This window comes from Embleya sp. NPDC020630 (assembly GCF_044334985.1).
GTDB lineage: Bacteria > Actinomycetota > Actinomycetes > Streptomycetales > Streptomycetaceae > Embleya.
Map to the genome: position 1 here is coordinate 308,081 of NZ_JBIRUB010000002.1, position 11,675 is coordinate 319,755.

Annotated in this window: 9 protein-coding genes; 5 read left to right on the forward strand and 4 right to left on the reverse strand. The window is 70.8% G+C overall.

The window, feature by feature from the left end:
* Window positions 1–2 precede the first annotated feature (2 nt).
* Window positions 3–1,055, forward strand: a complete 1,053-nt coding sequence (locus ACH4XV_RS07530; protein WP_395787460.1) for a MazG family protein — start codon at window positions 3–5, stop codon at window positions 1,053–1,055.
* A 72-nt stretch (window positions 1,056–1,127) separates the two neighbouring features.
* On the opposite strand, the gene ACH4XV_RS07535 is transcribed toward ACH4XV_RS07530, so the two are convergent.
* The 4 genes from ACH4XV_RS07535 to sdhC are packed head-to-tail and all read right to left on the reverse strand — an operon-like array spanning window position 1,128 to window position 4,532.
* Window positions 1,128–1,910 carry a succinate dehydrogenase iron-sulfur subunit gene (locus tag ACH4XV_RS07535; protein WP_395788623.1) on the reverse strand — a complete coding sequence of 261 codons (783 nt, stop codon included), beginning with the start codon at window positions 1,908–1,910 and terminating at the stop codon, window positions 1,128–1,130.
* The gene (gene sdhA, locus ACH4XV_RS07540) at window positions 1,907–3,664 is read right to left on the reverse strand and encodes a succinate dehydrogenase flavoprotein subunit (RefSeq protein WP_380005206.1); all 1,758 of its coding nucleotides are present in this window, start codon (window positions 3,662–3,664) and stop codon (window positions 1,907–1,909) included. Before sdhA ends, ACH4XV_RS07535 begins: the two co-directional genes overlap by 4 nt.
* Before the next feature lie 39 nt (window positions 3,665–3,703).
* Window positions 3,704–4,150: a succinate dehydrogenase hydrophobic membrane anchor subunit gene (locus ACH4XV_RS07545; RefSeq protein WP_395787462.1), complete on the reverse strand. Its 447-nt coding sequence runs from the start codon at window positions 4,148–4,150 to the stop codon at window positions 3,704–3,706.
* A gap of 1 nt (window position 4,151) precedes the next feature.
* The gene (gene sdhC / locus ACH4XV_RS07550) at window positions 4,152–4,532 is read right to left on the reverse strand and encodes a succinate dehydrogenase, cytochrome b556 subunit (RefSeq protein WP_355542205.1); all 381 of its coding nucleotides are present in this window, start codon (window positions 4,530–4,532) and stop codon (window positions 4,152–4,154) included.
* Window positions 4,533–4,926: 394 nt separating this feature from the next.
* Between sdhC and ACH4XV_RS07555 the strand changes: the two genes are divergently transcribed.
* The 4 genes from ACH4XV_RS07555 to ACH4XV_RS07570 all read left to right on the forward strand — a co-directional run bounded on the left by ACH4XV_RS07555 (window position 4,927) and on the right by ACH4XV_RS07570 (window position 11,435).
* Window positions 4,927–6,834 carry a methylmalonyl-CoA mutase family protein gene (locus ACH4XV_RS07555; RefSeq protein WP_395787465.1) on the forward strand — a complete coding sequence of 636 codons (1,908 nt, stop codon included), beginning with the start codon at window positions 4,927–4,929 and terminating at the stop codon, window positions 6,832–6,834.
* The gene (gene scpA / locus ACH4XV_RS07560) at window positions 6,831–9,047 is read left to right on the forward strand and encodes a methylmalonyl-CoA mutase (RefSeq protein ID WP_395787467.1); all 2,217 of its coding nucleotides are present in this window, start codon (window positions 6,831–6,833) and stop codon (window positions 9,045–9,047) included. The genes ACH4XV_RS07555 and scpA overlap by 4 nt, the downstream gene beginning before the upstream one ends.
* Entirely contained in the window at window positions 9,047–10,045 is a 999-nt protein-coding gene (meaB, locus tag ACH4XV_RS07565) for a methylmalonyl Co-A mutase-associated GTPase MeaB (RefSeq protein WP_395787469.1), read from the forward strand. The genes scpA and meaB overlap by 1 nt, the downstream gene beginning before the upstream one ends.
* Window positions 10,046–10,229: 184 nt before the next feature.
* Complete coding sequence (locus ACH4XV_RS07570; RefSeq protein ID WP_395787471.1) at window positions 10,230–11,435, forward strand: amidohydrolase; 1,206 nt, start codon at window positions 10,230–10,232, stop codon at window positions 11,433–11,435.
* Window positions 11,436–11,675 lie beyond the last annotated feature (240 nt).

Here is an 11,675-nt window from a genome sequence, read left to right on the forward strand (position 1 = left end):
GGGTGAGTGACTCGCCTACCGCCGCGCCGCCCGCCCGCCTCGTCCTGCTCGCCGGCACCCACCGGGTCGCCCCCGGCCTGCTGAGCTGGCCCGCGTGGCGCACGCTGCGCGAGGCGGCCGGCACGCCGACCGGGTGCGTGCTGACCGCCGACGCCGACCACCCCCAGCTGCCGTATCTGCGCGAGGCGGGCGTCGAGGTCGACATCGCCGACCTCGACGCGGGCCCGCTCCCGCTCGCCCGCCACCTGCTCGACCGCGCCCGCACGGGCCTGGTCGTCTGGCTCGCGGCGACCGACGACGACCCCGGCCTGGGCCCGGCCCTGGCCCGGGTCGCGGCGGGCGACGAGGGCGGCGAGCCGGTCCCGGAGATCGAACTGCTGCCCGGCGCCTGGGACCTGCCGGGCGCGCGCCTGCTCGACCTGGTCGCGGTGATGGACCGGCTGCGCTCGCCCGGCGGCTGCCCGTGGGACGCGAAGCAGACCCACGAGTCGCTGGCCCGCTACCTGGTCGAGGAGACCTACGAATTGGTCGACGCGATCGACTCGGGGGACCGCGAGCACCTGCGCGAGGAACTGGGCGACGTGCTGATGCAGGTGTTCTTCCACGCCCGGGTCGCCCAGGAGGACGAGGCCGACCCGTTCGGCATCGACGACGTGGCCGGCGGCATCGTGGACAAGCTGATCAGCCGCCACCCGCACGTGTTCGCCGACGTGGAGGCCGACACCCCGGAGGCGGTAGAGGCCAACTGGGACGCGCTCAAGGCCGCGGAGAAGTCGCATCGCGCCTCGGCCCTCGACGGCATCGCGATGGGCCAGCCGGCCCTGGCGCTGGCGGCGAAGTTCCTGTCCCGCACCGGCAAGGCGGGCCTGACCGTACCCACCCCCGTGCTCCCCACGGCCATCGACGCCGACGACTACGCCGGCCCCGAGGCGATCGGCGACCTGCTGCTGGCCGTCACCGAACTGGCCGCCCGTCGGGGCGTCGACGCCGAGACCGCGCTGCGCGCCGCGACCCTGCGCCACGGCGAGCGCGTCCGCGCGGCCGAAGCGGGCTGACGCGCGCCGACCACGAACGCCCGAGGGCCCGGAACCGAAGCACGGTTCCGGGCCCTCGTCGGTGCGGATCGATCACACGCGGCGGAAGATCAGCGCGCGCTTGACCTCCTGGATCGCCTTGGTGACCTCGATGCCGCGCGGGCACGCCTCGGTGCAGTTGAAGGTCGTGCGGCAGCGCCACACGCCCTCCTTCTCGTTCAGGATCTCGAGGCGCTCCTCGGCGCCCTCGTCCCGCGAGTCGAAGATGAACCGGTGCGCGTTGACGATCGCGGCCGGGCCGAAGTACTGCCCGTCGCTCCAGAACACCGGGCACGACGTGGTGCACGCCGCGCACAGGATGCACTTGGTGGTGTCGTCGAACCTGTCCCTGTCCTCCGGGCTCTGCAGCCGCTCGCGCGTCGGCTCGTTGCCCGACGTGATCAGGAACGGCATCACGTCCTTGTACGCCTGCATGAACGGATCCATGTCGACGACGAGGTCCTTCTCCAGCTTCAGACCCTTGATCGCCTCGACCGTGATCGGCTTGGCCATGTCCAGGTCCTTGACCAGGGTCTTGCAGGCCAGCCGGTTGCGCCCGTTGATCCGCATCGCGTCCGAGCCGCAGATGCCGTGCGCGCAGGAGCGGCGGAAGGTGAGCGAGCCGTCCTGCTCCGCCTTGATCTTCATCATGGCGGTCAGGATGCGCTCGGTCGGGTCGGCCTCGACCTTGAAGTCCTGCCAGTACGGCTCCGCGTCGGTCTCCGGGTTGAACCGGCGGATCCGCAGGGTGATCACGATCGGCGTGTGGTCGCGCTCGGCGGCCGTGCTGCCGTGCCCGGTGCCGGGCGCGGTCTCTTCCACTACGGCAGTCATCAGTACTTACGCTCCATCGGCTGGTAGCGGGTGACCACGACCGGCTTGTAGCCCAGGCGGATCGAGTGCTCGCCCTTCGCGTCGACCTCGCGGTACGCCATCGTGTGCTTCATGTAGTTCTCGTCGTCGCGCGCCTGGAAGTCCTCGCGGGCGTGGCCGCCGCGCGACTCCTTGCGGTTCTGCGCGCCGACGACCAGGACCTCGGCCAGGTCGAGCAGAAAGCCCAGCTCGATCGCCTCGAGCAGGTCGGTGTTGTACCGCTTGCCCTTGTCCTGGATGGAGACGTCGAGGTAGCGCTTCTGCAGGCCCTTGATGTCGGAGAGTGCCTGCTTGAGCGTCTCCTCGGTGCGGTAGACGCCGGCGTTGGCGTCCATCGTCTCCTGCATCTCGGCGCGGATCTGGCCGACCCGCTCGGTGCCCGAGCTGTCGCGCAGCCGCTCGATCAGCTCGACGACCGTGGCCTCGGGGGCCTCGGGCAGCTCGACGAAGTCGTGCGTGCTCGCGTACTCGGCGGCGGCGATGCCCGCACGCCGGCCGAACACGTTGATGTCGAGCAGCGAGTTGGTGCCGAGCCGGTTCGAGCCGTGCACGGACACGCAGGCGACCTCGCCGGCCGCGTACAGACCCGGAACCACCGTGGTGTTGTCCGACAACACCTCGGCCTCGACGTTGGTCGGGATGCCGCCCATCGCGTAGTGCGCGGTCGGGTACACCGGAACCAGCTCGGTGGTCGGCTCGACGCCCAGGTAGGTGCGCGCGAACTCGGTGATGTCCGGCAGCTTCTCCTCGATCTGCTCCGCCGGCAGGTGGGTCAGGTCGAGGTAGACGTAGTCCTTGTTCGGACCGGCGCCGCGACCCTCCAGCACCTCCAGGACCATCGAGCGCGCGACGATGTCGCGCGGCGCGAGGTCCTTGATGGTCGGCGCGTAGCGCTCCATGAAGCGCTCGCCGTCGGCGTTGCGCAGGATGCCGCCCTCGCCGCGGGCACCCTCGGTGAGCAGGATGCCCAGGCCCGCGAGACCGGTCGGGTGGAACTGGTAGAACTCCATGTCCTCCAGCGGCAGCCCGCGACGCCACGCGATGCCCATGCCGTCGCCGGTGAGGGTGTGCGCGTTCGAGGTGGTCTTGAAGACCTTGCCGAAGCCGCCGGTCGCGAAGATCACCGACTTGGCCTGGAAGACGTGGATCTCGCCGGTGGCCAGCTCGTACGCGACCACGCCCGAGGTGGACTTGTTGCCCGCCTCGTCCTCGGCCAGGAGCAGGTCCAGGACGTAGAACTCGTTGTAGAACTCGACGTCCTGCTTGACGCAGTTCTGGAACAGCGTCTGGAGGATCATGTGGCCGGTGCGGTCCGCCGCGTAGCAGGAGCGGCGCACGGCCGCCTTGCCGTGGTCGCGGGTGTGCCCGCCGAAGCGGCGCTGGTCGATCCGGCCCTCGGGGGTCCGGGAGAAGGGGAGACCCATCTTCTCCAGGTCCAGGACGGCGTCGATCGCCTCCTTGCACATGATCTCCGCGGCGTCCTGGTCGGTGAGGTAGTCACCACCCTTGACCGTGTCGAACGTGTGCCACTCCCAGTTGTCCTCCTCGACGTTGGCGAGGGCGGCACACATGCCACCCTGCGCGGCGCCGGTGTGCGAACGCGTGGGGTACAGCTTGGTCAGTACGGCGGTACGGCTGCGCTTGCTCGACTCCAGGGCCGCGCGCATGCCGGCGCCGCCCGCGCCGACGATGACGGTGTCGTACTTGTGGGTCTGCATGATGCTCGTTCAGTCCTCGGGTGCTGGGATCGGCCGCGGTCAGTTGCCGATGTTGGGGTCGAAGGTGAAGATCACCAGCGTCCCCAGGAAGAGCACGATCAGCGCGGACGTGTACAGCAGCGCCTTGAGCCAGAACCGGGTCTGATCCCGCTCCGCGTAGTCGTTGATGATCGTGCGCAGACCGTTGACACCGTGCAGCTCGGCGAGCCACAGCATGATGAGGTCCCACGACTGCCAGAACGGCGACGCCCAGCGGCCCGCGACGAACGCGAAGCCGATCTTGGACACGCCACCGTCCAGGACGAGCTGGATGAGCAGGTGGCCCAGGACCAGGACGACCAGGAGCACGCCGGACAGCCGCATGAACAGCCAGCTGTACAGCTCGAAGTTGGTCTTGGTCGAACGCGGCGAACGCTTGCTGCGCGGCGACTCGATCGACGGTCCGCCGCCGCGGATCTTGGGTGCGTTTTCGATGGTGGCGGACACTTCAGCTCCCGAAGATGGTCTTGATCGAGTGCTGCAGGATCGGGTAGGCGCTGCCGGCCATCAACACGACCCAGACGCCGACCACCGTCCAGAGCATCTGCTTCTGGTAGCGCGGGCCCTTCTCCCAGAAGTCCACCGCGATGATCCGCAGACCATTGAGCGCGTGGAACAGGATGGCCGCGACGAGCCCGTATTCGAGCAGGTTGACGAACGGGTTCTTGTAGATGTCGATCGTCTGGTCGTACGCCTCGGGGGATACGCGAACGAGTGCGGTGTCGAGGACGTGCGCGAACAGGAAGAAGAAGATGAGGACGCCGGTGACTCGATGAGCCACCCAGGACCACATGCCTTCCCGGCCGCGGTAGAGCGTTCCAGCCGGCACGGAAACTACCCTCCGGGTGCGGTACATGAGGGGACACGGCCGGCTGGGAGGGTGTCCGCGTCGGTGTCGGACCCTCTGGTTGTCGGTCGGCCCGGCCGGGTATCGGTCGCCCGGCCCCGGCCATGGTAGCCACCGATCGGGGGCCCTCTTGTTGCAGGGCGCGCGATGTGATCCATTCCGCATGGTGGGGTGGAACCATCCGGGTGACGTGTGCGTAGCGGGTCACCATTTCCTGACGCCCCGTCAGCACCCGTATGGGGGAAAGCGGGCCACGCCCGGACGAAAGATCACCGCAAGCGCGAACGCGCAGGTCGGTGAGGTGACCCGCCGGTAGGGCTGACATCACATCAGTCGTGCGTATTCATCCGCCGCCTCGGTCCCTACGATGCGACGCATGACGGAGGCTACTGTCGATGGCGGCACGTCTACCGGATCCACCTTCGCTGGCCAGTTCCCGCAACCCACGCGGGACCAATGGCAGCGCCTCGTGGCCGGCGTGCTCCGCAAATCGAAGGTGCTGGGCGAGAACGACGCGCCCGAGCGCCCCGAAGACCTGCTCGCGACCACCACCTACGACGGCGTCACGCTGTCCCCGCTCTACACCGAGGCCGCGGCGCGGCCGGGCCTGCCCGGACTGAGCCCGTTCGTCCGGGGCTCGCGCGCGGCCGGTCACGCGGCCGACGGCTGGGACGTACGCCAGGCGCACGCGGACACCGATCCGGCGCGGGCCAACGAGAGCGTGCGCGCGGACCTGGAGAACGGGGTCACCTCCGTCTTCCTGTACGTCGGTGCCGACGCGCTGGCCCCGGGCGACCTGGCCCGCGCGCTCGACGGCGTGCTGCTCGACCTGGCGCCGGTGGCCCTGGCCACCGGCGCCGACTTCGTTCCGGCCGCCGACGCCCTGCTCGCGGTGTTCCGGGCGAGCGGCGTGGCGCCCGCCGAACTGCGCGGCAACCTCGGCGCCGACCCGATCTCCTCGCACGCGCGCACCGGTTCGGGCGCCGATTTGCCCGCCGCCGCGCGGCTGGCGGCGCGCGCCCACGCGGAGTTCGCCGGGATCCAGGCGATCGTCGCCGACGGACAGCCGTATCACGAGGCGGGTGGCTCGGACGGGCAGGAACTCGGCGCGGCCACCGCCGCCGGCGTCGCCTACCTGCGCGCGCTCACCGCCGCCGGACTCGACGTGGACACCGCCCTCGGGCTGATCGAGTTCCGCTTCGCCGCCACCGCCGAACAGTTCCCCACCATCGCCAAGCTGCGCGCCGCACGCCGGCTCTGGGCCCGGGTGGCCCAGGCGTCCGGCGCGTCGCCCGCGGCCGGCGCCCAGCGCCAGCACGCGCTGACCTCGTGGGCGATGACCACCCGGCGCGACCCGTGGGTCAACATGCTGCGCACCACGGTCGCCTCCTTCGCGGCCGGCGTCGGCGGCGCCGACGCGGTCACCGTGCGCTCCTTCGACGCCGCGATCGGGCTGCCGGACGCGTTCTCCCGGCGAATCGCCCGCAACACCCAGGCACTGCTCCTGGAGGAGTCGCACCTCGCACAGGTGATCGACCCGGCGGGCGGCTCGTGGTTCGTCGAACAACTCACCGACGACCTCGCCCGGGCCGGATGGGCGTTCTTCCAGGAGATCGAGCGCCAGGGCGGCATCGTCGCGGCGCTCGACTCGGGATGGCTCGCCGAGCGCCTCGCCGAAGTGCGCGCCGAGCGGGACCGGGCGATCGCGACCCGGACCGACCCGATCACCGGGGTCAGCGAATTCCCGAACCTGACCGAGGCCCCCGTCGTGCGCGAACCCGCGCCCGACATCCCGGTCTCCGCCGCCGGACTGCCCCGGGTGCGCTACGCCGAGGCGTACGAGGCGCTGCGCGACCGCTCGGACGAACTGCTCGCCGCCACCGGCGCCCGCCCGACCGTCTTCCTCGCCACCCTGGGACCGCTCGCGCAGTACACCGCGCGGGCCGGCTTCGCCGCCAACCTGTTCGCGGCGGGCGGCATCGCCACCGTGGAGGCGGGTACCACCGAGAGTGACGAGAGCGCCGCCGAGGCGATCGTCGCGCGCTGGATCGACGCGGGCCGCCCGGCGACCGTGGTGCTGACCTCCTCGGAGAAGCTCTACGCCACGCTCGCGGCCCCGGTCGCCGCCGCGCTGCGCGCCGCCGGAGCCGGCCGGATCCTGCTCGCGGGGCAAAAGGCGCACGGCGCCGACGTGGACGGGTACGTGTACAGCGGATGCGACGCGCTCGACGTGCTGCACACCACGTACGACAACCTCTCGCCGACCCCGGAGGGGGCGAAATGAGCATTCCCGACTTCACCCAGGTCGAGCTCGACGCGCCCGCGTCCGGCGACCTCGACGCGTGGCGCGAGGCGGTGCGCGAGGAGACCGGCAAGGACGCCGACGCGCTGACCCACGACACCCCCGAGGGCATCCCGCTCAAGGCGCTGTACACCGACGAGGACCTGGAAGGGCTCGACTTCCTGGGCACCTACCCGGGCATCACGCCGTTCCTGCGCGGGCCGTACCCGACGATGTACGTCAACCAGCCGTGGACGATTCGCCAGTACGCGGGCTTCTCCACCGCCGAGGAGTCCAACGCCTTCTATCGGCGCAACCTCGCGGCGGGCCAAAAGGGCCTGTCGATCGCGTTCGACCTGGCCACCCACCGGGGCTATGACTCGGACCACCCGCGCGTGACCGGCGACGTCGGCATGGCGGGCGTGGCGATCGACTCGATCTACGACATGCGCCAACTCTTCGACGGCATCCCGCTGGACCGGATGTCGGTGTCGATGACGATGAACGGCGCGGTGCTGCCCGTGCTCGCGCTCTACATCGTCGCGGCGGAGGAGCAGGGGGTGGCACCGGAACAGCTCACGGGGACGATCCAAAACGACGTCCTCAAGGAGTTCATGGTCCGCAACACCTACATCTATCCGCCCAAGCCCTCGATGTCGATCATCTCCGACATCTTCGCGTACACCTCGCAGAAGATGCCGAAGTTCAACTCGATCTCCATCTCCGGCTACCACATCCAGGAGGCCGGGGCCACGGCCGACCTGGAGCTGGCCTACACGCTCGCGGACGGCATCGAGTACCTGCGCGCGGGCGTCGAGGCGGGCCTGGACATCGACGCGTTCGCGCCGCGCCTGTCGTTCTTCTGGGCGATCGGGATGAACTTCTTCATGGAGGTCGCCAAGCTGCGCGCGGCGCGCCTGCTGTGGGCCGACATCGTCAAGTCGTTCGGCGCGAAGAACCCCAAGTCCTTCTCGCTGCGCACCCACTCGCAGACCTCGGGCTGGTCGCTGACCGCCCAGGACGTGTTCAACAACGTGGTGCGCACCTGCCTGGAGGCGATGGCCTCGACCCAGGGCCACACCCAGTCGTTGCACACCAACGCGCTGGACGAGGCGCTGGCGCTGCCGACCGACTTCTCCGCCCGGATCGCGCGCAACACCCAGCTGCTGCTCCAGCAGGAGTCGGGCACGTGCGACGTGATCGACCCGTGGGGCGGCTCGGCCTACATCGAACGCCTCACCCACGACCTCGCGGTACGCGCCCGGGAGCACATCGCCGAGGCCGAGCGGGCGGGCGGCATGGCGTCGGCGATCGCCGAGGGCCTGCCCAAGCTGCGGATCGAGGAGGCGGCGGCGCGCACCCAGGCCCGGATCGACTCGGGCCGGCAGTCGGTGATCGGCGTCAACAAGTACCTGGTCGCCAGCGACGAGGCGATCGACGTGCTCAAGATCGACAACAACGCGGTGCGCGAGGGCCAGCTGGAGAAGTTGCGCCGACTGCGCGAGGAGCGCGACGAGGACGCGGTGCGCCGGGCGCTGGCCGCGCTCTCCGGCGCCGCGCAGGCGGACGTCGAGGGCACCCGGCCGCGTGATCTCGAACACAACCTGCTCGCGCTCGCGGTGGACGCGGCCCGGGCCAAGGCCACCGTCGGCGAGATCTCCGACGCGCTGGAGTCGGTGTACGGCCGGCACCAGGCGCAGATCCGCACGCTGACCGGGGTCTACCGGGAAGAGGTGGGCATGTCGGCCAACGTGGAGACCGCCCGCGGCCTGGTCGCCCGATTCGAGGAGCTGGAGGGCCGCCGGCCGCGCATCCTGGTGGCCAAGATGGGCCAGGACGGGCACGACCGGGGGCAGAAGGTGATCGCCACCGCGTTCGCCGACCTCGGCTTCGACGTGGACGTGGGCGCGCTGTTCCAGACGCCGGGCGAGGTGGCCCGACAGGCGGTCGAGGCGGACGTGCACGTGGTCGGCGTGTCCTCGCTCGCGGCCGGTCACCTCACCCTGGTGCCGGCCCTGCGCCGGGAGCTGGCCGCGCTGGACGCCGAGGAGATCATGGTCGTGGTCGGCGGGGTGATCCCGCCCGCCGACGTACAGCCGCTGCTCGACATGGGCGCCACCGCCGTCTTCCCGCCCGGCACGGTGATCGCCGACGCCGCGGTGGACCTGCTACGGGGCCTATACAAGCAGTTGGACCACGAGCTGCCGGTCGACTGATGGCACGGGTGATCGACGTCGGCGCGTACGCCGAGGGCGTGCTCGCGGGCAATCGCACGATCCTGGCCCGGGCGGTCACGCTGGTCGAGTCCACCCGGCCCGACCACCGCGACCTGGCGCAGGAGTTGCTGGTCAAGTTGCTGCCGCACGCCGGCGGTGCCCACCGGGTGGGCATCACCGGCGTGCCGGGCGTGGGCAAGTCCACGTTCATCGAGACGCTGGGCACCCGGCTGACCGGCGCGGGCCATCGGGTCGCGGTGCTCGCCGTCGACCCGTCCTCCTCCCGGCACGGCGGCAGCATCCTGGGCGACAAGACCCGGATGGGCCGGCTCGCGGTGGACGACCACGCGTTCGTACGGCCCTCGCCGACCGCCGGCACGCTCGGCGGGGTGGCCCGGGCCACCCGCGAGTCGATCGTGCTGATGGAGGCGGCCGGCTACGACGTGGTCCTGGTCGAGACGGTCGGCGTGGGTCAGTCCGAGACGACCGTGGCGAACATGGTCGACTGCTTCCTGTTCCTGACCCTGGCCCGCACCGGCGATCAGCTCCAGGGCATCAAGAAGGGCGTGCTGGAGCTGGCCGACGTGGTCGCGGTGAACAAGGCGGACGGCGACTACGCCCTCGCCGCGCGCCGGGCCGCCCGCGAACTCGCCGGCGCGCTGCGGCTGATGCGCCGGGCCGGGGAGTCGTGGACGACGCCGGTGCTGACCTGTTCCGGGTTGTCCGGGGAGGGGCTGGACGAGGTCTGGGACACCGTTCTCAAACATCGGCGAACCCTGGAGGCCACCGGCGAGTTGGCCGAATTGCGCCGCCGCCAGCAGGTCGACTGGACCTGGGCGACGGTGCACGACGCGCTCCTCGCCGAGCTGCGCGAGCACCCCTCGGTACGGGCTATCGTGCCCGACCTCGAACGCGACGTCCGGGCCGGCCATCTCACCGCGACCCTCGCCGCGTCTCGCATCCTGGACGCGTTCCATGGGCGGCAAGGGGAGTCCTGAGCAATCGGGCGCTTGGTTTATAGCGGCGCGAGTGGGCAGAAGCCTTCCAATGTGGGAACGAGCGGTAAGTCATACCCCTACCGGCCGTAGCGCATGCGCCGGCGGGAGGCTTTTTTCTCACCCGAACGGGGGTAATTCGCTCCCTACCACGTCGCGAAGACCGATGCAACGTACCCTTGCGTGGGTGAGCGACTCCCTCCACGCCCAGGCCGCCGGCAAGGCCGCGGCTTTCGCCGACGAGCTGATCGCGTTTCGGCGCGATCTGCACATGCACCCAGAGCTGGGTCGGGAGGAGTTCCGTACCACCGGGCTCGTCCGGGAACGGCTCGTGCGCGCGGGTCTGCGCCCGCGACTGCTGCCCGGGACGGGCCTGGTGTGCGACATCAGACCCGAGCGTGCCTCACCCGGCGGTCGCACCGACGAGGGTCTGATCGCGTTCCGCGGCGACATCGACGCGCTGCCGGTCGACGACGTCAAGGACGTGCCGTACCGCTCGACCGTGCCCGGTCGTGCGCACGCCTGCGGACACGACGTGCACACCTCGATCGTGCTCGGCACCGCGCTGGTGCTGGCCGAGTTCGCCCGCGAGGGACTGCTGCAGCGCCCGGTCCGGCTGATCTTCCAGCCGGCCGAGGAGAAGCTGCCGGGCGGCGCGCTCGACGTGATCAAGGCGGGCGGGCTGGCCGGCGTCTCGGAGATCCACGCGATCCACTGCGACCCCAAGGTGGAGGTCGGCCGGGTCGGGCTGCGCTCCGGGGCGATCACCTCGGCCTGCGACCGGGTGGTGATCACGCTCACGGGTGCCGGTGGTCACACCGCCCGCCCGCACCGCACCACCGACCTGGTCACCGCGCTCGCCAAGCTCGCCGCCGAGCTGCCCTCGGCGTTCTCGCGCCGGATCGACCCGCGCTCGGGCGCGAGCCTGGTGTGGGGGCGGATCGAGTCCGGCTCCGCGCCGAACGTGATCCCGCAGCACGGCGAGCTGGAGGGCACCCTGCGCTGCCTGGACCTGGAGGCATGGCGCCAAGCCCCGGACCTGATGCACGAGCTGGTGGACGTGATCGCCTCGACCTACGGCGCGAAGTGGGAGCTGGAGCACCACCGCGGCGTGCCGCCGGTGGTCAACGACCCCGACGCGGTCGCCTCGATGCGCACCATCGCCACCGGCGTGCTGGGCGCGAGCGCGGTCGAGGGCACCGAGCAGAGCCTCGGCGGCGAGGACTTCTCGTGGTTCCTCGAACGGGTTCCCGGCGAGCTGACCCGGCTCGGCGTGCGACCGGTCGGAGAGCCCGTATACGACTTGCACCAGGGGCAGTTCGACGTCGACGAGCGGGCGATCGGGATCGGCGTCGAGCTCTTCACCGGGCTCGCGCTGCGCCCCTTCCGCTGACCCCGACCGGACCCGGCGCCGCCCGCGCGGCCGGCCGGGTCCGGAACGGACGTATGCGGAACTGTTAACCATCGCGACTCCGGTCCCCGTTCCTGTCGCGTTCGTGAGTCTGTAATGTTCCGACCCGGTGCCGTTCGACGTCGTGCGGCACCGGGTCTTTTCCGTCCTGTCACGTCTTGTCATGTCGCGGACTGCCCGGTTCCGCGCCGACCCGTCTCGGCCTCGCCAACTCGGCCGGGC

Excerpts from the sequence above, each read along its gene's own strand:
- meaB (WP_395787469.1), top strand. The coding sequence starts at position 9,047 with ATGGCACGGGTGATCGACGTCGGCGCGTACGCCGAGGGCGTGCTCGCG.
- scpA (WP_395787467.1), top strand. The coding sequence starts at position 6,831 with ATGAGCATTCCCGACTTCACCCAGGTCGAGCTCGACGCGCCCGCGTCC.
- ACH4XV_RS07555 (WP_395787465.1), top strand. The coding sequence starts at position 4,927 with ATGACGGAGGCTACTGTCGATGGCGGCACGTCTACCGGATCCACCTTC.
- sdhA (WP_380005206.1), bottom strand. The coding sequence starts at position 3,664 with ATGCAGACCCACAAGTACGACACCGTCATCGTCGGCGCGGGCGGCGCC.